Below are 21,551 nucleotides of genomic sequence, written 5' to 3'. Positions count from 1 at the left end.
GCCGCCTCATCTCCTTCGCCCTTACTTCGCGAGCCAGCCTGTAAAGCGTTGGCGCAACTCGTCGCCCTTCGCAGCCCAGAAGGCGGGGTCGACCTCGATGGCCTTGCCCATATGGTCGGGCGCAGTAGGCAAGTGGGGCAGAATCGCCGGATCGACAAGCGCGCTCCCATCTCTGTTGGCGGGTCCGTAGGTGATGAAGTGCGTCAGGTCTGCCTGCGCCTGAGGCGAAGCGGCGAATGCGATAAATTTGTAGGCATCGTCCAGCCGCGGACCGCCTTTGGGAATCGCCCACAAGTTAAAGCTTAGCGCCGCGGCATCCCACATGATCTCGAAATTCTTGCCGGAGTTCTTGACGGCGTCGTAGATTCGGCCGTTATAGGCCGCAGTCATGACGACCTGACCGTCAGCTAACAGCTGTGGCGGCTGAGCGCCGCTCGTCCACCAGACGACATCCTTCTTGATCGTATCAAGCTTCCTGAAGGCGCGGTCGACGCCTGCGGACGTGTTGAGGACCTTGTAGACATCCTTGATGGCTACGCCATCGGCGATCAGCGCCCATTCGACAATAGCGTATGGGTCCTTAAGCAGTCCGCGTTTGCCGGGGAATTTCTGCAAGTCAAAGAGGTCGGCGATGGTCTTCGGGCCGTTCGCGAGCTTGTCCTTGTCATAGGCGATAACCGTGGCGGAGACTTGATTCGGCAATCCGCAGTCCTGCTTTTCGGCCCCCATGAACTTGGCCCGGTCGAGGCCCAACTTCTTCCAGTCGATGGTCTCGAGGATGCCCTCGTCGCACAATCCTACGGCACCCGTTTGGGTAACATCGACCACGTCCCAGCTCACAGTCTTCGACTGGACCATGGCGCGGATCTTGGCGACACCATAGTCGTATTCGTCTTCAGTAATCTTGACCCCGGTCGCTCTCGAAAAGGGCTCGAATAAGGCCTTGCGCTCACTCATCTGGTAGGCACCTCCGCCGGAGGCGATCGTCAGTTGATCGCCCGCGAGAGCGGATGTTACCGGCATCAGAGCGCTCGTGGCCAAGCCTGTCACGGCCATTGCGCCAGCGATCATTAGGAATGTCCTCATCGACTTACTCTCTCCCCTGTAGCCCCCCAGATGGAGGCGCCGTTGCCGCAGATCTCACCTCGCTTGCGGTGAAGGCTCCACTCGTCGTCGCCGGCGCGTCGAGCGCGCGACAATCCTCTGCTTTCCAGCCGATAGTAATTTCCGCCCCGGGTTCGACCTGGACCACGCCATCCGAATTTGGCAGCTTGATCACGAAGTCATCATGACCGCACACCGAGACGCGGGTTCGCACATGGTCGCCCAGGTAAATCAGATCGGTAACGCGCGCGTTGAAAACATTCGGCAGCGAGCCCGGCACAGGATTCAGTGTTACCCGCTCCGGCCGTAACGACAGCACGGTCGGCCGGCCGACCGCCTGGACATTGATGGCTAGCGCCTGCACAATGCCGGCGCTCGGAATCTCCACGTTGCAGGTCGCCCCACTCATCGCCACGACGGTGCCGTTCAGTCGATTGTTCTCGCCGATGAACTGGGCGACGAACGCACTCTGCGGCCGCTCGTAAAGCTCGGCGGGGGCGGCCAGCTGCTGGATTACACCATCGTTGAACACCGCTACTCTGTCCGACATGGTCAGCGCCTCACCCTGATCATGCGTCACGTAGACAACGGTGACCCCGAGATCTTCGTGAATATGCTTGATCTCGAGTTGCATCTGCTCGCGCAGCTGCTTGTCCAGCGCGCCGAGGGGTTCGTCCATCAGCACAAGCTTGGGATCAAAGACGAGAGCGCGGGCGAGCGCGACTCGCTGCTGTTGTCCGCCGGAAAGCTGGCCGGGCCGGCGATTGCCGTAAGCGCGGAGCCGCACCATGTCGAGCGCCCGCTTAATTCGGGTTGCCGCCTCAGCCTTGCCGAACTTACGGACTTTGAGCGGGAACGCGAGGTTCTCCTCCACGGTCATATGCGGAAACAGCGCGTAATTTTGGAACACCATGCCGATGTCGCGCTTATGCGGCGGCATGTTATCGATTGGACGCCCGGCCAGCAGGATCGAGCCATGAGTGGGCGCCTCGAAGCCGGCGAGCATCATCAGGATCGTCGTCTTGCCGGAGCCCGAAGGGCCCAGCATCGTCAGAAACTCACCCCGAGCAATGTCCAGGTTGAGATTCTTAACAACCAGCGTTTCGCCGTCATAGGTCTTTTGAACGCCGGAAAACTCCACAAAGGCATTATTCGTGCCCGGGATCGCCCCTACTCCCGCGCGCCCTGGCGCTCCCGCAAGTGTGGCGCCCGCCGACGGCCGGATCAAGATCTTCTCCTTGATCGAAGTAGCTGCTTGCGCGTTTGAGATCGCATAGAAACGCGTGCGTGCGGCGCTTGCGGTTGACCCACTGTTCCCTCTGCTTGTATTTGACTCCGCGACCGTGCGATCGACATAATCTATTATCTTGCACGACAAAATGTATCGGGCTCACAGCGCTGGTTTTCACTTATATGGCCGGTCGGAGAGCCGAAATTCTGCGTAACTCAGGCAATACGAGCCATTGTCGCGGTCGCCTCTTCGACTGCAGAGGAGACCCAAAAGAAAGGGGCGCGAACTCGAGAGGACCTGTCTCGCTAAGCGGTTGCCCTTGCTGTTGATCGACCACATGTATGATTCGGTAAGATACTACGCATTTCGTGCGTTTCCTGGCCGCGCCGATCACATTTAAAAGGGCGTTTCGGCAGCGCCGCCCCTGACGCCCAAAGGTCGAGAGGCGATGGTCCAAAGCGTGGTGGAAGGTGGGCTGAGCCAGGCCGACGCTGCCTACCAGTTCAACACGACGCCGAAGACCGTCGCCAAATGGGTCAAGCGGTTCCGCGGGGAAGGTGTGGATGGTTTGCGCGACCGCTCGTCGCGACCCCATTCATCGCCGAGCCAAACCCCGCCAGCCACGTGTGCAGCCATCGAGGCCTTGCGCCGGCAGCGCCACACCGGCAAGCAGATCGCAGCCGAGGTCGAGGTGTCGGCGGCCACCGTCAGCCGCGTCCTGCGCCGCTTGGGCTTGAACCGGATCCGCGATCTGGAGCCGGCCGAGCCGGAACGTCGCTATGAGCGCGAGAATCCAGGCGAAATCATTCACCTCGACATCAAAAAACTCGGGCGTTTCCAGCGTGTCGGCCACCGCATCACTGGCGATCCGAGTGGCCCGAACAAAAGCCGTGGCGCCAGTTGGGACTTCGTCCATGTCTGCATTGACGACCATTCCCGCGTCGCCTTCTCGGAGATCAAGCCCGATGAGACGGCGGAGAGTGCTGTTTCTTTCCTCAAGGCGGCTGTGGCTTATTACAAAACCCTCGGCGTCAACGTCGCGCGCGTCATGACCGATAATGGGAGTTGCTACCAGTCCTTCGCATTCCGCGATGCTTGTCGGGATTTGGGCATCAAGCATATCCGCACCAAGCCCTACACGCCGAGAACAAACGGCAAGGCCGAACGCTTCATCCAGACCGCACTTCGGGAATGGGCGCTAACGAGTCCGGCGGGTGATCCCGAGCCGCGCGAGCGGATTCTTGATGGAAACATGTACATCGTTGGCAGCCTAGTGCCCGGAATCACGGTTTAGCGCTTACAGTAATTCCGGTAGTGCTTCATTCGACTCTCGAGTTTTCAGCGGCCATGAATCATGTTTCGACTAGAGCTGATTGCAAGCTACCCCATTGTCTTGAACAAAGGCCCGCTGCAACGAAATTCAGATTTGAAGGCCACGAATTTTCGGCAAGGCTGTGCCGCCCCCATCGACATGAGCGGGGCGAATGGATTTTCGGCGACAATTTACCCACTCGTGCGAGATGAATTTCCTGAGCTCGAGCTAAGAGTAAGTCTCCTGACAAAATCGGTCAAGCTTATCGCGGCTGTCGATCCGGGCGAAACGGCTCCTGAACTCGCCGCATCGACTTGATATCCCACTCTTCAAGGGCCATTCGGCGAAGATGGGGCGCCGTAGAGAGGCGTCGAGCTTGTGAGGGCTCGTGTTCTGCGCTTGCGGTTGCAGCCATAAGTAATGCCATTCTGGGATCTGCCTGCAAATCACGCCGTGCGATAGAACGACTAAGTCTCTTCTGCGACGGCAGCACGCGTTCACGCGGCATTTTGGCAGCCGCCGCCGTGCTGCGCGCCTAGACGCGCAGCACCGTCTTCCCGTTCTTGATCACAGTCGCATCGCGATCAATTACGCGAGCCTCGAAGGAGATCACACTGCGGTCTCGCCAGAGATCGATAGTGATGGCGTCGCCCGGGAACACTGGTGCCGAGAATCGGGCTTGGTGGCTCAGGATTTTTGCGGGATCGTAGTCGCAAAACTCTTGCAGCACGGCTCGGCAGGTGATCCCGAAGGTACACAGGCCATGCAGGATCGGTCGCGAGAAACCGGCCTGCTTAGCGACGTCGGGATCGGAATGAAGCGGATTGAGATCGCCGTTCAGTCGATAGAGCAGAGCCTGATCCGGTCGGGTCTCAATTAGGACTGATGATTCGGGCTTGCGTGTGGGCACACGGTGCGGTTCGGGCGCACCCTGCGACGGCCCGCCGAAGCCGCCGTCGCCGCGGGCGAAAGTGGACTCGGTGAGAGTGGCTACCTTCTCGCCTCCTTCGTCAATCCACACGGTCTCATCGACGACGACCGCACCTTTGTCCTTGCCCTTATCGTAAGCGCCGATCGTGCGAGTATTGGCTGTGATTGTGCCGGACGACGGCAGCGGCTTGTGCAGCTCAACCTTCTGTTCGCCATGAACCAGCATCAGGAGATTAAGCTCGCTGATCCGGAGGCCTGACTTCTGGTCCGACGCGGACGTGGCATACCCTCCCCTACCCGAAGCCAGCACTGTGGCCACTGTCGGCGCGACCTTGAGATTCTTCTCGTACACGAACGACAGCTCACGCTCATCCATTGGATCGCGGCCCATGCCAATCCCAAGCGCATACAGCATCACATCCTTCTCACCATAGGTAAAGGTACGTGGCTCGGTCTTCTGCTCCAGAATGTCAGGGTAATAGATCGGCATGGAATATCCTCCAGAATTTGGGTTAGATAAGGGTTTGATCAACCATGATTAGATCCGCCATTCGCTACGGCTCTGGAAATTCATGGGACATGTCTCGGCAGTCGGCGACTGCCGTTCGACCACTGCGGCGAAGACGGCCAATGCCATGTTCTTTGTGTGCACTTGTGCCACCATTTGCCATTACCCCGCCTAGGTTGACATGGCCGATACTTCGCGGCAGAGCCCGAGGCGAGAGAACCGAATGCTTTCCGGGAGAAACTGCCCAGCACTGTGACACAGCCTTCGCGGATCTGTTTAAGGATGCAAAGGCTGATGCCGACTTGAAGCAAGTGTCGTGCAGCAAAACGCGCGCGTATCGGCGAGATCGGATTAATATTCATCCCGCTCAAAGTGGCGGTCGACGACCAATATTCGTAAATGCCACGGTTGTGCACGAAGACTGAGCCCAACTCTGCTGGAGGCCTCCGAGGCGCCGCGGTCAACGTTCCCGGGTGTCAATGATGCGGCGAACGATGGCGAGTTGTGAGTCACGTCGCGGATAGCGCCGCGCTTGGCGCGAACAAGCAAGCCCCATCGCCAATCACTACAAATTTCGGTGCCTGAGAGGGTTGCACCCGAATACGACAATGGTGACCACAATACCTTCGACATCGGCCGGCCTTATCACTCGAAGCCGCAATTTGCGGTCAACTAGTGCAAAACGTCTCGCCCAACTTTGCTGACGCGAGCGCCCTCCTGTAAAGCGCTCGGCTCGTTCGTCGGAGCCTTTTCTGATCGCGACATTACCTTGCTTACCGCTCCGATATACCTCTTGGTTTTGAGCAGTTGGAGGGCATTCATGCATTCTTGGGACATAGATGCAGTTTTCCTGCTTAATTTCGGAGTGTCGATAGCCCAGCTTGGTTTTGTATCACTCTGCTTACGTCGGCACGGCAGGCACTCGCTTGCCACGGAGGTTGGCGTCAAGCTGAAGAACGGTAACGGGTTCAAACCACGCAAGCGCCGCCCCGAACCATCGTTGAAACCTAGGACCTATGATTAGAGAATCAAGCACGCTTGTGTCGGCTGGAATGCATCTTCTAGCAAGCGCGCAAGTCGGCTTCTGCTGCTATCTCGAGTAGCGCCGTGAAGCGCGACCGTCGGGTCTTTTTAGCCGGAAGGCTGCACGGAATCCCCAGAACTTAGCGATTTTCTTCACTGGGGTGCGGTAGCGTTGTTGATCCTAAGTTTCGATGTATTAGGCCAAGTGCAACGAGGCCATACTTGAAAGTCAAAGAATATCTGATGTTGAGCGAAGGATACGCCTTGCAGTGGGCCAGCCCCCAGAGTGCTATTGATGCCGAAATTGCTTCGACAAATCGCGATGGTTCGCCGTTCTACGTTTGGCGTTTGTTCTGCGACACGTTCTCCCTTCCGATGATTGCGCGCGGGCTGGAACGGCGCGCGCCACGGATTAGCAACACGCATAAAATGTCGAAGCAGCCGCTGAGCAGCCTCGCAAAGCGGAGGGACTTACAACGTGAGCGATCTTGAGACTTTCCGTCGGGAGACGCAAGCATGGCTCGAAGCGAACTGCCCGCCGGAAATGCGCCAACCGATTTGTTCGGAGGACGATGCCGTTTGGGGCGGCCGCCGAGCCGTTTACAAGGACCCCGCCCAAAAGGTCTGGTTGGACCTCATGGCTGAGAAGGGCTGGACAGCGCCGGACTGGCCCAAGCCATACGGTGGAGGTGGGCTTTCTCCCGAGGAGACAAAGATCCTCCGAAGCGAAATGAGCCGTCTCGGTTGCCGCATTCCGTTGAGTTCGTTCGGCCTTTACACGCTCGGTCCGGCCCTCCTCAAATATGGCAGCGAGGAACAGAAGCTTGAGCACCTGCCAAAGTTGGTCCGCGGCGAAGTTCTTTGGTGCCAAGGCTATTCCGAGCCGGGAGCTGGCTCCGACCTTGCGTCGCTGGCTACCCGGGCGGAGGATAAGGGTGACCATTTCTTGGTGAATGGCCAGAAGATTTGGACCAGCGATGCAGACAAAGCAGACTGGATCTTTTGTCTCGTACGGACAGATACCTCAAGCAAGCACAATGGCATCTCGTTTCTGCTGATCGACATGGAAACGCCTGGTGTCTCGGTTAAGCCGATCAGACTGATCTCCGGCTACTCGCCTTTTTGCGAGACGTTTCTAGACAACGTGAAAGTGCCGAAGAAGAACTTGGTCGGCGAGTTAAACAAAGGTTGGGATATCGCCAAATATTTACTCAGCCACGAACGTGAGAGCCTTTCTGGCACCGGTCTAGGGATTAGCCAGCTGTCGCTCGGGGAGATGGCCAAGCGGACGGTAGGTACGGAGGCGGACGGTCGGCTGGACGATCCCGTTTTGCGTGCTCGAATCGCTCTCTTCGAGGTCCGCGCTCAAGCGTTTGTGGCCACGTCGGAACGCGTTACCGACGAGTTGAAGCACGAGCGTGCGCACCCCGCCCAGGCTTCGGTGATAAAATATTTTGGGACCGAGCTGAACAAGCAGCGCTACGAGCTGATGATGGACGTCGGAGGCTCGGATTTTCTGGAGTGGGAGAGCGAGCGCTCTCTCGGCGGCGCCCACGCTCGCGCTTGGCTCCGCACCAAGGCCAATTCCATCGAAGGCGGCACCTCCGAGGTGCAGCTCAATATTATCGCCAAGCGCATACTCCAGTTACCCGGAGCCTAATACGTGCCCCTCTTCCACACCGAAGACCAGGCAATGCTCGCCGATACGGTGCGGCCGTTTCTTGCCGAGCAAGCGCCGGTCAGCCATATGCGCGCGCTGCGCGATGCGGACGACAGGACCGGCTTCTCGCCGGAGCTCTGGAAGCGCTTCGCTGAGCTCGGCCTGAACGGCGTCCTAATCGATGAGGCCGATGGCGGCTTAGGACTGGGTCACGTCGAGGCCGGGATAGTGCTGGAGGCGGTCGGCCGAAATCTCACGCCTTCGCCGTTCCTCGCAACAGCTGTGGGCGCGGTCACGATGCTAAAGGCCGGCTCGACGGCCCAACGGCAAGCCTGGTTGCCACGTATCCTTGCTGGCGAGGCGGTGGGCGTGCTTGCGGTCGACGAAACCGCCAGGCATCGGCCCGAGCGGATTGCGCTGCAGGCGCATCGGGTCGGCAACGGCTTTCGCCTGATCGGTGAAAAGCGTTTCGTGACCTACGGCCACGTCGCCGACTTCTTGATCGTCGCGGCTCGGACCAACGGCTCCTGTGACGAGGAGGTCGGCGTCACGCTCTTTCTAGTTGAGAAAGACGTAGCGAATCTCACGGCCGAGGCCGACCGGCTCACCGATGCGAGTCTCGCCGCGCGTCTGAAGTTCGATGGCGTGGAGGTCCTCAAGGAGGCAATCATCGGCGAAATAGATCACGGATTTCGCAGCCTGACGAAGACCCTGAGCTCATTGCGCGCCGGCGCGTCGGCTGAGATGGTGGGAGTGGGCTCGGCCGCCCTAGAAATGACCGTCGGTTATCTTAGGCAGCGGATGCAGTTCGGTCGCCTGATCGGCTCGTTCCAGGCACTGCAACATCGAGCCGCCCATCTATACTCGGAGATGGAAGTGGCTCGCGCCTGCGTGCTTAAAGCCCAGCAGCTGCTCGACTGTGGCGACGCCGGCGCGGAGCAGGCTGCGATGGTAGCCAAGGCTATGTCCGGTATGGCCAGCGCGCTCGCTGTTCAGGAAGGAATTCAAATGCACGGCGGCATCGGCATGAGCGACGAGTATGATATCGGCTTCTACATGAAGCGACAACGAGTCTTGGCTGAGCTGTTCGGCAACGCGGACTACCATGCGAACCGCTTGGCGAAACTTGCCGGGTACTAACGGCCGAAAATGCGGGCGACCAGATCGCCGCCAGACTCTGCGAGTCTGACTTGTCCTCGAGGCGAGCTTATGTACTAGGGGGTCAAATCGACTTTCGAAAATCGAGTAGGATCTTGCGCGAAACGCGGAACGCCTCGCTACGAACTTGGCGCGACTAGCCCAACTCGTACATGCGCCGCCAGCAGTAAGCATCCCCTGCCGCACCGATCATGATCAACAGGAGTTTTCGAATGCGCGAAGCGGTTATCGTTTCCACGGCCCGCACTCCAATAGGGCGAGCGTATAAGGGCGCCTTCAACATCACGCCTTCCCCCACTCTCGCAGCGCATGCGATTCGAGCCGCAGTTGAGAGGTCGGGAATCGATCCGGCTGAGGTTGATGACTTAATCTTAGGCTCCGCACTCCCACAGGGCGTGCAACAATCTATTGGACGAACGGCTGCCTTGCGCGCTGGCCTGCCGGTATCTGTCTCTGGCATGACAATTGACCGTCAGTGCTCCTCTGGGCTGATGGCAATAGCAACCGCCGCCAAACAGGTGATCCTAGATCGCATGGATGTGGTCGTCGCCGGAGGCGTCGAATCAATTTCCACGGTGGAAACCAAGGAGGTTCGCCTCGGATCGGACCCTGAACTGGTCGCGATGCATCCCGACATTCACATGCCCATGATACAAACAGCCGAGGTGGTGGCAAAACGTTATGGCATCTCCCGGGAGCGCCAGGACGCCTATGCACTGCGGTCGCAGCAGCTGACCGCGAAAGGGCAGGACACCGGTGCCTTTGATCGCGAGATCATTCCGGTTACGGCCACGATGGCTGTCGTCGACAAAGCGACTGGCGCGATCTCCAAGGAGGAAGTGTCGCTTACTAAGGACGAAGGTAATAGGCCTGGAACGACGTTCGAAGCGTTGGCATCGCTCAAGCCTGTTGTGGGGAACGGCGTTGTTACTGCCGGCAATGCCTCCCAATTGTCTGATGGCGCGTCAGCTTGTGTTGTGATGGAAGCAGAACTGGCCACTAAGCGTGGCATCGCTCCACTCGGACGCTATGTCGGCATGACCGTGGCGGGGATCGAGCCGGACGAAATGGGTATTGGTCCTGTGTTTGCCGTCTCCAAGTTGTTGCGCCTCTTTGGCCTGTCTTCTGACGATATCGGTTTGTGGGAGCTCAATGAGGCTTTTGCGGTCCAGGTACTCTATTGTCAGGATAAGCTCGGAATCCCCGATGAACGGCTCAACGTTAATGGCGGGGCGATCTCAATCGGCCATCCTTACGGGATGTCGGGCGCACGCATGGTAGGCCACGCGCTGCTTGAGGGCAAAAGGCGTGGCGCTCGATATGTCGTCGTGACGATGTGCATAGGGGGCGGCATGGGCGCTGCTGGACTGTTAGAAGTCTTGTAATGTGCAGATTTAAGGAGCTGCCGGAGGTGAACGACGGCAGCCTCTCGGAAAGCTTAATCTGCAGGCTTCGCGTTCGGTTTCCAGTCGTCGTGACGCGGCACATCGCATCAGGTGGGTGAATAAGTGGGATAAGCGCGGGCGAGCGGCCTTGTCAGAGAACTTGCGAGCGTCGGGAGCGACAGGGGCGCTCGTGGCGAAACCATCCACCGTACTGCCGAGGCCGTTGAATCGACGGCCACGCGCTCTTTGGCGAACAGCTTTGCATAGGTGGCATTGAAACCCGCCAGCGCCGGCAAAAGCCGCGACCTGCCATTCGACAACCCAGTCGATAGTTGCGCAACGCTGATCGTGACAACGCCATCAGCCAGCGATGGCCACAGAAAGCGGCCGCGCTCCAACCGCTTCATGAACAGGCACGCGCCCTGGCCGTCATGCCAAATGATCTTGATCAGGGTCGCCGCGGCGGCCCCTAAAAACATAGAGATCACCAGCGTGCGGATGAATCCGCGGAGCATATCGGTATGGCCGGTCGCAAGCCACACCCGCACATTACCCGGTATCGCAATCTTCGGCGTTCAAGCACCTCAATGACCCTCGCCAGCGCTTCCGGGTCAACGTGTGCATCCACCCGGATGCGTCGCCGGTTGCCAAGATCGATTTCGATAGAGTCCGTTGCGGGCGGCCGGTAACTGCCGCATCCACGGTGATCTTCGGACGGAGGCTTCGAATTCCTTCGGCCGTCTCTACCGCCGCGGCAATCTGCACCGGCGTAAGACATGGCACGACCCGCTGGGCCGTCCTTGCCTGTCGGCGCCAGGTGAACACCACGCTCGCCGCTACTCCATTGTGGCGCGCAACCTCCGTCACATTCGCCCTGGCGCCAATGTCTCCTCGACAATCCGCGCCTTGTCATCCTGGGACCAGCGCCGCCGCCGTTCCAACCCGCCCAAAACCTCGACCCGCATCGTCTGATGACCTTAAAGCTTGACCTAAGGTCACACGCTTCGCGAAATACCACGCGTCAGACAAGACGGCGCTCATCGGATGCGTACCTCTCAGGAGTTGGAGCCTCCGGCAAACCCGGGGCGGTTCATCGCCAGGTAAACCAGATCGGTAACTCGCGCGTTGACCGAATTCGGCAGTGAGCCCGGTACAGGATTCAGTATGACGCGTTCCGGCACGGTCGACCGCCCGAAGTGTTCGACATTAATGGCCAGCACCTGCAAGCTGCCAGCGCCCGGGATCTCCACCTTGCAAGTCGTCCCGTTCATCGGCACGACAGTGCCGTTCAGCCGGTTGTTCTCGTCGATGCACTGGGAGGCTGGCCTTCTGCTGGCGCGGTTAGCTGCTGGATTAAACCACCGTTGAACACCGCTATCCTGCACGACATACCAGCGCCCCACACTGTTCATGTGTCGGACGTATTGACCCAGAGATCCTCGTCAGTTCAGAGCCACGCCGTCAAGGCTGCGGATCGGGCGCAAAGTTCGAGCGGTGGCTACTGAACGGCAGTAGGCAACCAAGATCGACTCGGTTTCCAGACACTAACAGCCATATCAAGAGCGGCAACGCATTGCGCTTTAAGCAGACCGGCACAATGACCTTGGAGCCGTAGAAGATGCCTGACGCAAGAAACGGCACGCTCATTCGCTTCACAATCATTAGAAAATGTTCGTTGCTTAGTTAAGATCCGCGTCGCTCGCGCATCGACGCTTCCTGAACCACAGACGCAACTAACGTGCCATCGCGTTTGAATATCAGGCCGCGCGTGAAGGCGCGTCCGAGTTGCGCACTCGGCGAGTCTTGAGCGTAGAGCAGCCAGTCGTCGACCTGGAATGGTCGGTGAAACCAGATCGCGTGGTCGAGTGTTACCGGCAAGATCCGCCTGTCGAACAGCGAACGGCCACAACGTGCCATCGCCGCGTCTAGCAACGACCAATCCGAAGCATAGGCCAGCGCACCAAGATGGAAAGCCGGATCATCAGGCAGCTTCGCAGCAACTTTGAACCAGTAATGAACACGGCCATCGCCGCTCTTCTGTCCGATGTGGTGACCGATCTCGACCGGTCGCAAATCGATCGGGCGATCGGGAAGTTCCACGGGACTGCCTGGTTCATACCACCGGCGCATGCGTTCTGGCAGTTTGGCAAACGAGGGCTGCTTGGACAATTTCTCAATGGTCAAATCCTCCGGCGGGGGCACGCCGGGCATCGGGTCCTGGTGGTCAAGGGGGGGATTCTCATCCCCGGCATGAAAAGAGGCCACGGCAGAAAAAATCGGATTGCCATGCTGAATCGCGGTGACGCGGCGCATCGAATAGCTCTTGCCATCGCGCACGGCTTCTACCTTGTAGAGAATCGGCACGTGCGGCTCGCCCGGCATAATGAAATAGCCATGTAGCGAGTGCGCTATCCGGCTCTCTACAGTGCGACATGCTGCTACCATCGACTGCCCTATCAGCTGACCGCCGTAAACCGGCTGCAAGCCTGGATTCTGAGAGACACCGCGAAAACGATTTGCCTCGAGTGGCTCGAGATCTAAGATAGCGAGCAAGTCTTCTGAGAACTTGGACATTGATGTACTTTCAAGTTTTAATCGACGCCCCTGCAGGAGATGGCACAGCCGCGAACGCCAAAATCCCGAATGCTCGGGGCCGGCTTTTTCGAGCCTTAGTATGCGCGTGATGTGCGTTCGGTGGCGAGCAGCGCGCTCTATTTTGAAGTGCTTCGCCCAGACCAGATTTCGCGCCGCTTTGGTCCTAATTTGTGCACTAATAGCGAGGCGGTGGCTAGATCCTAGGTTTTGCGCTTTGATTGGTTCACGTGCTCCTTCTTACGGGGGGCGTCGGCCCCGGTGGCGACGGCGTGCACGCAATTTCGGAGGTCTGAGAAGGAGTACCGTCGCCGCCGTGGGTCGCGATCATTGCGTGCAGCCGGCTCAGCGCAGCCCAATGCTTGCGCCAGCGCGCTCCGGACGAGGCAACTCGGCATGCGATCGCGCGAGTTCGAGCAAGCGCTCGCGCACGTCTCCCTGCACCGACCCGCTCCGGCCGCTGCCCGACATAACGTGAACCAACATTTGTTCACCCGTGGCTGCTGGCTTGTCGTCCCCTTCGCGGGAGAGCACGTGAAAGAGATGCAGGCGCTTATCGTCGGCGCGCAGGACCTGCGTAACCACCTGCACGCGGTCTCCAGCGTGGAGTTCGCCGAGATGGGACAGATGCGTCTCGACAGTATAGTAGCTGCCGAATTTTGACCGGTATTGGGCGTCGATACCGACGTAAGTGAGCACATTGTCCGTGGCGATACCGCAGAGTTGTAGGTAGCGGTTCTCTGTGATGTGGCCGTTGTAGTCGACCCAGTCAGACGGCAATTCGAGTGCCGGCATCAGCAGCGGGCCAGACCCGCTGACGGCCTGCGGAATACGGTCGCGTAGCCCCTGTTCCCACCGCGCAAGCGTTTCGCCGGCACCATAGCGCTGTGAGCGCAACGCCTGCAGCACGGCAACGAAACAATCATCGCGCTGCCGTTCAAGCTCAGAGCCGGACGGGTTTTCGGTCCGCGCATCCGATTGCTCAGCAAGTTTGTTTAGGAACGTGTCCGTGAGATCTGGCACGTCGGTTAACTTCGACCACGGTCCCTTCAATTGAGGTCCCCATTTCTCGATGAAATGGCGCATGCCCTCCCCACCCCCGCCGACGCGGAAGGGGCCGATGATTGCCCGGCGCAGACCGAAGGAGTACCGGACTGCATCGTCGACCTCCTGCACCGTAGCCAAATCATCGTGGACAAGCCACAGCGCTTCGCGCCACATCGCTTCTTGCAGTCGGTTAGCAATGAACCCATCCACCTCCTTGCGTACAACGAGTGGATGCATCCCCACCGATTGGAAGATTTCTGCCGCGCGCGTCAGCATCTCGGGCGCCGTGCTCTGTGCGCCGCACAATTCAACCAGCGGCAACAAGTACACTGGATTGAAAGGGTGCGCGACGAGAAAGCGCTCGGGGTGGTCCATCCCCGCAGCCAGCAATGACGGCTTGAAGCCAGACGTTGAGGAACAGATCAGTGTCTCCGGCCGGGTCTCGCGACTGGCGGTCGCGAGCAGCTCCTTCTTGATATCCAAGCGCTCTGGAGCGGATTCTTGCACGAGATCCACATCGCGAACCGCGTCCGCGACTGAGTTTACCATCGTCAGCGAGCCCTCAGTGGGCAGCGGAACCCACGTTAGCCGTCTAAATGCTCGCCGCGCGCTGGCCAACGTCTCTTGGACGCGTTCGACTGCACCGGGAGCCGGATCATACAGCTTAACATCAAGTCCGTTGAGGACAAACCGAGCAGCCCAGCCACCGCCGATTACTCCACCGGCCAGCAGACCGATCGCTCGCGGTCGCCTCGCCTCGACTAATTTTGCATTCTTAGACATGAACCTTAACTCTCTCAGACATGAACCTTGAGGGCGAGCTTCTGGCGCACCTCTTCAGGTCTCATCACCCGCACTCCGATCCCGTCGAGAATCTCCGCCGCCCGCTTGACGAGTTCCGCGTTAGTCGCCAGCCGACCGCGAGAAAGGTACACATTATCCTCCAGCCCTACCCGCACGTTGGCGCCCACCAACGGTGCCAATGCCGCATAGGGAAGCTGCATCCGTCCGATCGAGAAGGCGGAGTAGACGGCTCGTGGCGGGAGCTGGTGGACCAGCGCCATCAGCGTGGTCAGATCGTCGGGAGCGCCGTAGCGAATTCCCATGCATAGCTGGATGAGCGGTGAGTCCCCGATCAGCCCTTCTTTCATCAGGTCGTGCACGGTGACCAGTTGTCCGGTATCGAAAACCTCAAGCTCAGGACAAACCCCGAGTTCTTTGACACGCGCTGCCATCGCGCGCAGCATTCCGTACGTATTGGTCATGATGTAATGCCCCCCGGCGGAGCTCCAATTCATCGTCCCGCAATCGAGAGTGCAAATCTCAGGACGCAATTCTTCGACGTGCGCCAGTCGCTCGATCACGCCTGGCAGATCCGTCCCCACCGGGTTCGGCGGCAAGGGAGTGTCGGCCCCACCGAGCGTAAGGTCGCCGCCCGCCCCCACGGTCAAGTTGATAACCGGATTGACATCCGACTTCCGTATGCGCTGGACCACTTCCCGAAACAGCGCTGGATTCCGCGAGCCTCGCTTGGTCTCGGGATCGCGGACGTGGAGGTGCACCACCGCCGCCCCCGCGCGCGCCGCCTCGATCGCCGAATCCGCAATCTGCTCCGGGGTCACCGGCACATGCGGGCTGCTCGGAGCCGGCCCTCCCCCTGTAACCGCACAAGTAATGAAAACCTCGGAAATCATTCTCGCCTTCTCCTCTTTGCCAAACGGCGATGCATTCCATTTGGCAGAAATAGTACCGGGCTCCCTATCTGAATTTGACTAATATGAGCTGCCGTGAAGGAGAAATTCGGCGCTTGATCGCCAGAACGCGAAGATTTTATCGCGTCAGTTGGCACTGACGCGAGCAGGCCAACCTTGCTCTCGACTTTGCGCCGCCTTTGTTTGCTGTTGAAGGCGCTCGAGGTCTGTGGGGCTGATGTGGCAGCGGATCACGTGGCCGGACCGCGCTTCTATCAGCGGCGGCTCGATGATCTCACAGATCGCTCCGATCTTACGCGGACATCGGCTCTGAAAGACGCAGCCCGACGGCGGATTCGCGGCGGAGGGGATTTCGCCCGTCAGACGGATGCGCGATTTGATGGTCCCGTCAAGGTCGGGGGCAGCTGAAAGAAGAGCTTCCGTGTAAGGATGGCTTGGACCTTCGAAAACCTGCTCTGATGGGCCCAGCTCCATGATGCGTCCGAGGTAAAGCACGGCAATTCTGTCGGAGAGATAGCGGACGACGCCGAGATCGTGCGATATGAAAAGGTAGCTGGTAGCGCGGGCGGTCTGAAGGTCGGCAAGAAGATTCAAGATCGCAGCCTGAACTGAGACGTCAAGCGCCGAGGTGGGTTCGTCGCAGACCACCACGCGAGGATCGCCGGCAAAGCTTCTGGCTATTGCCACCCGCTGTTTAAGCCCGCCTGAGAGCTGCCGCGGCCGGAGAGCTAGGTGTCGGGTAGTCAGCCGGACCGCCGCTACGAGTGCATCGAGCCGGTCCGCAAACTCGGTACCGCGCAAGCCCCCGAGCTTGCGCAATGCGCGACCAATGATGCGGCCGACAGAGTGGGAGCGATTCAGCGCCGCGTCTGGATTTTGGAAGATGATCTGTACCGCCTTCACCTCTTGATCCGTTCTGCGGTCGAGACTGGCAGCGAGGGGCTTGCCGTCGAGCTCGATCGTTCCGCCGGAATCGGGACGCACGAGGCCCAAAAGCATCCGGGCCAGGGTGGTTTTGCCTGAGCCGGACTCGCCGACCAGACCTAGTGTTTCTCCCTGGAGCAGGCTTAGGGAAACATCGACAACCGCGCGGACCGCATGGTTGCCTTGGCCATAAGTCTTCGAAAGATTGGCAATCCGCAGGACCGGCGCTGCCGCCAATGTGGGCTTTGGTACCCGCGCATCGGCCGGTGCGGCAGGGGGGTGATCAGCGGTCCGATCCGAGTAGTGGCAACGCACGAGCCGACCGTTAGAATCTCGCAGCTCAGGAATTTCCGTTCTGCAGCGATCGTCGGCGAGCAAACAGCGTTCGGCGAAGGGGCATCCCGGCAGCAGCGCGCCGGGCAAGGGTAGAAAGCCAGGAATCGTGTCGAGCCGTCCTTGGTCCTTGCGCTGCCCGCCTCGCGGCAGGCACCGCAGAAGCGCCCGAGTGTACGGGTGGCGCGGTGAACCCAGGATCTCTTGCGTCGGCCCTTCCTCGACCAGCATCCCCGCATAAAGGACACCGATGCGGTCGCATGTCTTCGCCACAACCGCGAGGTTATGGCTGATGAACAGGATCGAGGTACCAAACTCGCGCCGAAGATCGGTGATGAGGTCGAGGACCTCGGCCTCCACGGTAGCGTCCAGACCGGTCGTGGGCTCGTCCAGAATAAGCATTGCGGGATCGTTCGCCAACGCCATCGCGATCAATACACGCTGCAGCATTCCGCCTGAGAGCTGATGCGGATAGCGTTGCATGACTGAGCTGGGATCAGCGATTCGCACCTTTTTCAGCATCTCGAGTGCACGAGTTTCGCGTTGTGCCGGCGGGATGCGCGTCACCTCGAATACCTCGACCAACTGCCGCCCGACCTTCAGGGAAGGGTTCAGCGCTTTGCCAGGGTCCTGATAAACCATCGAGATTTTTTTTGCCCGCAAGTCCCTAAGCGCGTCGGGCCCGAGCCGCATCACCTCCGCGCCGTCGAGTATAACTGACCCGCCAGTAATTCGGCCGTTCCGGGGCAGATAGCGCACCGCTGTGAACGCCACAGTAGATTTGCCGCAGCCTGACTCCCCGACCAGCCCGTATGCTTCGCCGCAAGCGATCTCGAAACTTACGTCGCGCAGCACCGCACGGCTTTGCCCGCCAGCGCGATAGGCTACCGACAGTCGGTCCAGGCGAAACGCAGGCTCAACCATCGAGGGCTCCATGCAGCCCGTCGGCTAGCAAATTTACCCCAACTACGAGGCTAGCAATGGCCAGCGCGTCGAAAAGCACCGTCCACCAATATCCCCCGCTGGTCATCCCGTAGTTGGTCGAGATCGACAATCCCCAATCCGGCGAGGGTGGCTGCAGGCCAAATCCGATGAAGCTCAGCGTGGCGACGGCGAAGATCGCATAACCGAGGCGCACCGTTGATTCCACGAGAATGGGCGGGATTATGTTGGGTAGAATTTCGAAGAACATGATGTGTGCGGCATTCTCTCGGCGGAGAGCGGCCGCAGCGACGTAGTCGAGCTCCCGTTCCGATAGCACGGCAGAGCGGACGGTGCGGGCGATGAGAGTACCGAAGGAGAGGCCGATGACGATGATGACTGTCATATTGGAAGTCCCGAGCGCGACGATCGCAATTAGCGCGACAATGACCGACGGGATTGCCATCTTCGCCTCGATCAGTCGCGAGACGAGGTCATCGACGATGCCTCGGAAATAGCCGGCGAGAAGGCCAAGCACGGTTCCAACAACGGTGGCCAGGATCGTGGCGAGAGGCGCGACGGCGAGGATGTCGCGCGAGCCAACAATGACGCGGGAAAAGATATCGCGGCCGAGCTGATCGGTGCCGAACCAGTGTTCTTGCGAGGGGCGCCCGAGCGCATTCAGGATGTCCTCGGCTAAGGGATCGTAGGGTACGAAGCTGCGCCCGAAAAGGGCGCAGATCACCCAGAAAAGCACGATGGTCATGCCAACCAGAAACGAGCTCGAGCGGAACAGCCCGGAGAAAATCTCCTGGCGCCTGCTCGATGGTACAGCGGCGGCGAGGTTAGTCATTGGCATTCCCAATCCGAATGCGCGGGTTGAGAAGAGAGTAGAGGAGATCGGCGATCAAAGTCGCTACGGCATAGATAATGCCAATAGTCAGTACGCACGCCTCAAGCATCGGGAAATCCTTGCTCTTGGCCGCGTTGAAGATCAACGATCCGATTCCCTGGTATCGGAACAATGTCTCCACCACCACAAGTCCGCCAATGAGGTAGCCTGTTTGGCTGGCGATGACAGTGATTGTCGGCAGTAGGGCGTTCCTGAGGACGTGCCGCCAGATGACCCCTCGCCAAGGAAGGCCCTTCAGGACGGCGGTGCGGGTGTAGTCAGAGTCGAGCGCCTCGATCATTCCTGCACGTGCCATTCGGGCAATGTACCCAAACAGGACAAGGACGAGCGGCATCGCGGGCAAGATCAGATAGTAGACTTGGACCAAGGGCCCCGCGCCATCCGGCCAGGCGGCGGAGATTGGCAGCCAGCGCAGCCAGACGCCGAAGAGCAGGATCAGCACGATGCCGGTGACAAACTCGGGTAGTGCCGTCATCGACACACCCGCGATGCTGATAATGCGATCAATTGGCCGGTTCAAGTTCAGCGCAGCCAGCACCCCACCGAATATGCCGAGCGGCACGACGAAGAGAAAGGCCAGCGCCGCAAGTTTCAGTGAATGACCAAGCGCCTGCATTACGAAGGGCGCGACCGGGGTCCGATAGATGTACGACTCCCCCATGTCGCATTGAATAAGATGCCAGATCCACGTGCCATATTGTACGAGGAACGATCGATCGACCCCGAGCTGGTGGTTCAGCTCATCTACCGCAAGCTGATCGGCGAAGGGCCCGAGGATAGCGCGTCCAACGTTGCCGGGCAGAACCTGTCCGGCAAAGAAAACGAGCAGGCTCAGTAAGAAGAGAGTCATCAATGAAAACGCGAATCGTCGAGCAAGGAAGCGCTTCATGATGTTCTTTGGCTAAGTCGGTGGAACAATTGATCGTCGCTGGACCAATTCACGCGAGCCGAGCGAAGTTATCGCTTTCCCGCATTCTGAAGGAAGAGCTGCATCATGCCGGTCGGCTGGACCCCTGTGATGCCGCGCTTCACCACGGTCAATTTGTCGTAGAAATAACCGTAGAGCACCGGTGTTTCTTGCAGCAGTAGCCGCTGGATTTTCCCTGCGGCAGCTCGCTGCGCATCGAGGTCAAGTGCGGCGATATAGCTGTTGGCCAGGGTGTCAAACTCGGTGTTCTTGAAGTGTGCCGGATTCCAAGGGCCACTGCTCATCAACGATGATGTGAGGTAGACGTTTGGCACGCCGCGGTGGCCGAAGTCGGAGATGCTCATTGCTGAGTCCAAGTATGGCGATTTGCCGGGGACAAGACTGCCGTAAAAGGAGGCCCGGTCCATGACTTCGAGCTTTAGCTCGATGCCGATTTCCTTCACCCAACTCTGGATGAGCTGTGCGTAAGCCGGGACTTCAAGATATTGCATCGTGGTGAGCGTGACCTGGAAACCCTTCTCCATCCCCGCCGCCTTCATCAGCTCTTTTGCCTTGCTGATGTCCTGATTGCGTTGCCGGATCGTCGGGTCCATCGAGGGATAGATGGAGGCGAACGGGCTGTCATTGCCGACCACGCCGCGCCCCTTCAATAGACCTTTTGTAAGTTTTTCGCGATCCAGGCATAGCGCAACGGCCTGACGGACACGCGGATCTTTGAAGAATTCGCTGTCGCACCGCATATTAACCGGCTGATGCGCAACGGAATGTAGACTCATGACATCCACCGTCGGATCGTCCAGCAGCGCTACACCGGCAAGCGCGGAAACCGTATTAATGATATCGACCTGTCCGGCCTGAAGAGCAACGATTTGCGGCTGGATATCAGCAAAGAACGTGAATTCTGTCCGCGCTGGCAGCGCCTGCGCGCCCCAGTAATTTTCATTGCGCACAAAACTCGCACCAACGTTCCGGGTGTACTTGTCGATCTTGAACGGACCAGTACCGTCCCACGTCTCCTCAAAATTGCCGGAGTAGCTCGCGGGCAGGATAATAGCATTGGGGGTGTCAGACGAGACCAAGTAGGGGAAGTTGCCGTTCGGACTGTCGAGATGAAATTCTACGGTGTAGTCTTCCACCTTCCTGGCACCGCCGTTCTGGAGGATTCCCTTGAACGCCGAGAGCGCGCCTGAGGAATTTTTCGGATCGGTCAGCCGGTCGAAGGTCGCAACGACGTCGTCGGCCTTCATTTCGCCGCCCGAATGGAATTTGACGCCTTTGCGCAGCGCGAAGGTCCAGACGGTGCCATCCTCGTTAGGCTTCCAGCTTTTCGCAAGACAAGGCTTCGGCAGCAGGTCCGGTCCATCGATGCAGAGATACTCACCGACCTGCTGAAGCATCAGGTACAAGGGGGCGTTGGAAGCCTTCACAGGGTCGACGGCCGTCGACGGGGGGTAGCATGCGACCCGAATGGTGGCACCAGGCTGAGGGAGGGCGCCGGCTGCCGTCGGCGCTACACCGAAGCCAGCCGCCAATGCTACCCGCCCAAGGAACGGCAGCGACAGGCCAAGTAAGCTGCCGTGCCGCAAAAGCTCTCGACGGCTCACGCGGCCATCAACAAAACCGTCAATCAAATGGTTCTCGAGAGGCGTGAGGCCGGAGCGAAGATCGTCGAGCGTGGTGATAGCTCGGGTCATGGCGATTCCCCTTTCTGACAGAATGCGCTGCGCGTCATGCACATGAGATACGCAGCATCGGACGAAGAGAGCCTTTCGACCGAACTTTTCGATCTCTGCCCTCGACTTCGGCGTGACGGCGAACTGGGTAAAGCGACCCGACTAAGGGCCCGGAACCGTGCTAGTTTAAGATTAAC

16 protein-coding genes and 1 pseudogene are annotated in these 21,551 nt (G+C 59.3%); 5 read left to right on the top strand and 12 right to left on the bottom strand.

Features of this window, described 5'->3' with window-relative positions:
• Positions 1-21: 21 nt before the first annotated feature.
• On the bottom strand, positions 22-1,071 hold the full coding sequence (locus tag BRA471DRAFT_RS07970) for an ABC transporter substrate-binding protein (RefSeq protein ID WP_007606072.1): 1,050 nt from the start codon (positions 1,069-1,071) through the stop codon (positions 22-24).
• A 19-nt stretch (positions 1,072-1,090) separates the two neighbouring features.
• The gene (locus BRA471DRAFT_RS07965) at positions 1,091-2,269 is read right to left on the bottom strand and encodes an ABC transporter ATP-binding protein (protein ID WP_198287894.1); all 1,179 of its coding nucleotides are present in this window, start codon (positions 2,267-2,269) and stop codon (positions 1,091-1,093) included.
• A 514-nt stretch (positions 2,270-2,783) separates the two neighbouring features.
• Between BRA471DRAFT_RS07965 and BRA471DRAFT_RS07960 the strand changes: the two are divergent.
• Positions 2,784-3,649: pseudogene (locus BRA471DRAFT_RS07960) on the top strand (IS481 family transposase); the annotation flags it as partial.
• Between the two features lie 533 nt (positions 3,650-4,182).
• On the opposite strand, the gene BRA471DRAFT_RS07955 reads toward BRA471DRAFT_RS07960, so the two are convergent.
• A complete protein-coding gene (locus tag BRA471DRAFT_RS07955; protein WP_007606067.1) occupies positions 4,183-5,067 on the bottom strand; it encodes a MaoC/PaaZ C-terminal domain-containing protein in 885 nt (294 codons plus the stop codon).
• Positions 5,068-6,330: 1,263 nt separating this feature from the next.
• On the opposite strand from BRA471DRAFT_RS07955, the gene BRA471DRAFT_RS38085 reads away from it, so the two are divergent.
• From BRA471DRAFT_RS38085 to BRA471DRAFT_RS07940, 4 genes are all read left to right on the top strand, one after another.
• Positions 6,331-6,600, top strand: a complete 270-nt coding sequence (locus BRA471DRAFT_RS38085) for a hypothetical protein (RefSeq protein ID WP_157234012.1) — start codon at positions 6,331-6,333, stop codon at positions 6,598-6,600.
• Positions 6,587-7,768, top strand: coding sequence for an acyl-CoA dehydrogenase family protein (locus BRA471DRAFT_RS07950; RefSeq protein ID WP_007606063.1), 1,182 nt, complete (start codon positions 6,587-6,589; stop codon positions 7,766-7,768). Before BRA471DRAFT_RS38085 ends, BRA471DRAFT_RS07950 begins: the two co-directional genes overlap by 14 nt.
• 3 nt (positions 7,769-7,771) lie before the next feature.
• Positions 7,772-8,908 (top strand): acyl-CoA dehydrogenase family protein, encoded by a 1,137-nt coding sequence (locus BRA471DRAFT_RS07945; RefSeq protein WP_007606062.1) that lies wholly within the window; start codon positions 7,772-7,774, stop codon positions 8,906-8,908.
• Between the two features lie 230 nt (positions 8,909-9,138).
• Positions 9,139-10,311 (top strand): acetyl-CoA C-acyltransferase, encoded by a 1,173-nt coding sequence (locus BRA471DRAFT_RS07940; protein ID WP_007606056.1) that lies wholly within the window; start codon positions 9,139-9,141, stop codon positions 10,309-10,311.
• 107 nt (positions 10,312-10,418) lie between these two features.
• Here the strand turns inward: BRA471DRAFT_RS07940 and tnpB are convergent, their stop codons facing one another.
• The 9 genes from tnpB to BRA471DRAFT_RS07895 all read right to left on the bottom strand — a co-directional run bounded on the left by tnpB (position 10,419) and on the right by BRA471DRAFT_RS07895 (position 21,375).
• The gene (tnpB, locus tag BRA471DRAFT_RS36500; protein ID WP_083843169.1) at positions 10,419-10,853 is read right to left on the bottom strand and encodes an IS66 family insertion sequence element accessory protein TnpB; all 435 of its coding nucleotides are present in this window, start codon (positions 10,851-10,853) and stop codon (positions 10,419-10,421) included.
• Between the two features lie 513 nt (positions 10,854-11,366).
• Positions 11,367-11,723, bottom strand: a complete 357-nt coding sequence (locus tag BRA471DRAFT_RS07930; RefSeq protein ID WP_035973675.1) for a hypothetical protein — start codon at positions 11,721-11,723, stop codon at positions 11,367-11,369.
• A 271-nt stretch (positions 11,724-11,994) separates the two neighbouring features.
• Positions 11,995-12,885, bottom strand: coding sequence for an acyl-CoA thioesterase II (locus BRA471DRAFT_RS07925; RefSeq protein ID WP_007606048.1), 891 nt, complete (start codon positions 12,883-12,885; stop codon positions 11,995-11,997).
• 363 nt (positions 12,886-13,248) lie between these two features.
• Positions 13,249-14,733, bottom strand: a complete 1,485-nt coding sequence (locus tag BRA471DRAFT_RS07920) for a carnitine 3-dehydrogenase (protein ID WP_007606046.1) — start codon at positions 14,731-14,733, stop codon at positions 13,249-13,251.
• Positions 14,734-14,747: 14 nt separating this feature from the next.
• Positions 14,748-15,644: a 3-keto-5-aminohexanoate cleavage protein gene (locus BRA471DRAFT_RS07915; protein WP_007606045.1), complete on the bottom strand. Its 897-nt coding sequence runs from the start codon at positions 15,642-15,644 to the stop codon at positions 14,748-14,750.
• Between the two features lie 144 nt (positions 15,645-15,788).
• Positions 15,789-17,843, bottom strand: coding sequence for an ABC transporter ATP-binding protein (locus tag BRA471DRAFT_RS07910; protein WP_007606044.1), 2,055 nt, complete (start codon positions 17,841-17,843; stop codon positions 15,789-15,791).
• A complete protein-coding gene (locus BRA471DRAFT_RS07905) occupies positions 17,836-18,693 on the bottom strand; it encodes an ABC transporter permease (RefSeq protein WP_007606043.1) in 858 nt (285 codons plus the stop codon). Before BRA471DRAFT_RS07905 ends, BRA471DRAFT_RS07910 begins: the two co-directional genes overlap by 8 nt.
• A complete protein-coding gene (locus tag BRA471DRAFT_RS07900) occupies positions 18,686-19,642 on the bottom strand; it encodes an ABC transporter permease (RefSeq protein WP_007606041.1) in 957 nt (318 codons plus the stop codon). Before BRA471DRAFT_RS07900 ends, BRA471DRAFT_RS07905 begins: the two co-directional genes overlap by 8 nt.
• A 68-nt stretch (positions 19,643-19,710) precedes the next feature.
• Positions 19,711-21,375 carry an ABC transporter substrate-binding protein gene (locus tag BRA471DRAFT_RS07895; RefSeq protein ID WP_007606039.1) on the bottom strand — a complete coding sequence of 555 codons (1,665 nt, stop codon included), beginning with the start codon at positions 21,373-21,375 and terminating at the stop codon, positions 19,711-19,713.
• Positions 21,376-21,551: the final 176 nt, after the last annotated feature.

The sequence above is a fragment of the Bradyrhizobium sp. WSM471 genome, assembly GCF_000244915.1.
Classification (GTDB): domain Bacteria; phylum Pseudomonadota; class Alphaproteobacteria; order Rhizobiales; family Xanthobacteraceae; genus Bradyrhizobium.
This window is presented reverse-complemented; position numbering and strand designations above follow the sequence as displayed.

Bases quoted from the DNA above. Each gene is read 5' to 3' on its own strand.
- BRA471DRAFT_RS07970 (WP_007606072.1), bottom strand. From the start codon at position 1,071: ATGATCGCTGGCGCAATGGCCGTGACAGGCTTGGCCACGAGCGCTCTG.
- BRA471DRAFT_RS07940 (WP_007606056.1), top strand. From the start codon at position 9,139: ATGCGCGAAGCGGTTATCGTTTCCACGGCCCGCACTCCAATAGGGCGA.
- BRA471DRAFT_RS07930 (WP_035973675.1), bottom strand. From the start codon at position 11,723: ATGAACAGTGTGGGGCGCTGGTATGTCGTGCAGGATAGCGGTGTTCAA.
- BRA471DRAFT_RS07905 (WP_007606043.1), bottom strand. From the start codon at position 18,693: ATGACTAACCTCGCCGCCGCTGTACCATCGAGCAGGCGCCAGGAGATT.
- BRA471DRAFT_RS07895 (WP_007606039.1), bottom strand. From the start codon at position 21,375: ATGACCCGAGCTATCACCACGCTCGACGATCTTCGCTCCGGCCTCACG.
- BRA471DRAFT_RS07920 (WP_007606046.1), bottom strand. From the start codon at position 14,733: ATGTCTAAGAATGCAAAATTAGTCGAGGCGAGGCGACCGCGAGCGATC.
- BRA471DRAFT_RS07955 (WP_007606067.1), bottom strand. From the start codon at position 5,067: ATGCCGATCTATTACCCTGACATTCTGGAGCAGAAGACCGAGCCACGT.
- BRA471DRAFT_RS07900 (WP_007606041.1), bottom strand. From the start codon at position 19,642: ATGAAGCGCTTCCTTGCTCGACGATTCGCGTTTTCATTGATGACTCTC.
- BRA471DRAFT_RS07925 (WP_007606048.1), bottom strand. From the start codon at position 12,885: ATGTCCAAGTTCTCAGAAGACTTGCTCGCTATCTTAGATCTCGAGCCA.
- BRA471DRAFT_RS07915 (WP_007606045.1), bottom strand. From the start codon at position 15,644: ATGATTTCCGAGGTTTTCATTACTTGTGCGGTTACAGGGGGAGGGCCG.
- BRA471DRAFT_RS07910 (WP_007606044.1), bottom strand. From the start codon at position 17,843: ATGGTTGAGCCTGCGTTTCGCCTGGACCGACTGTCGGTAGCCTATCGC.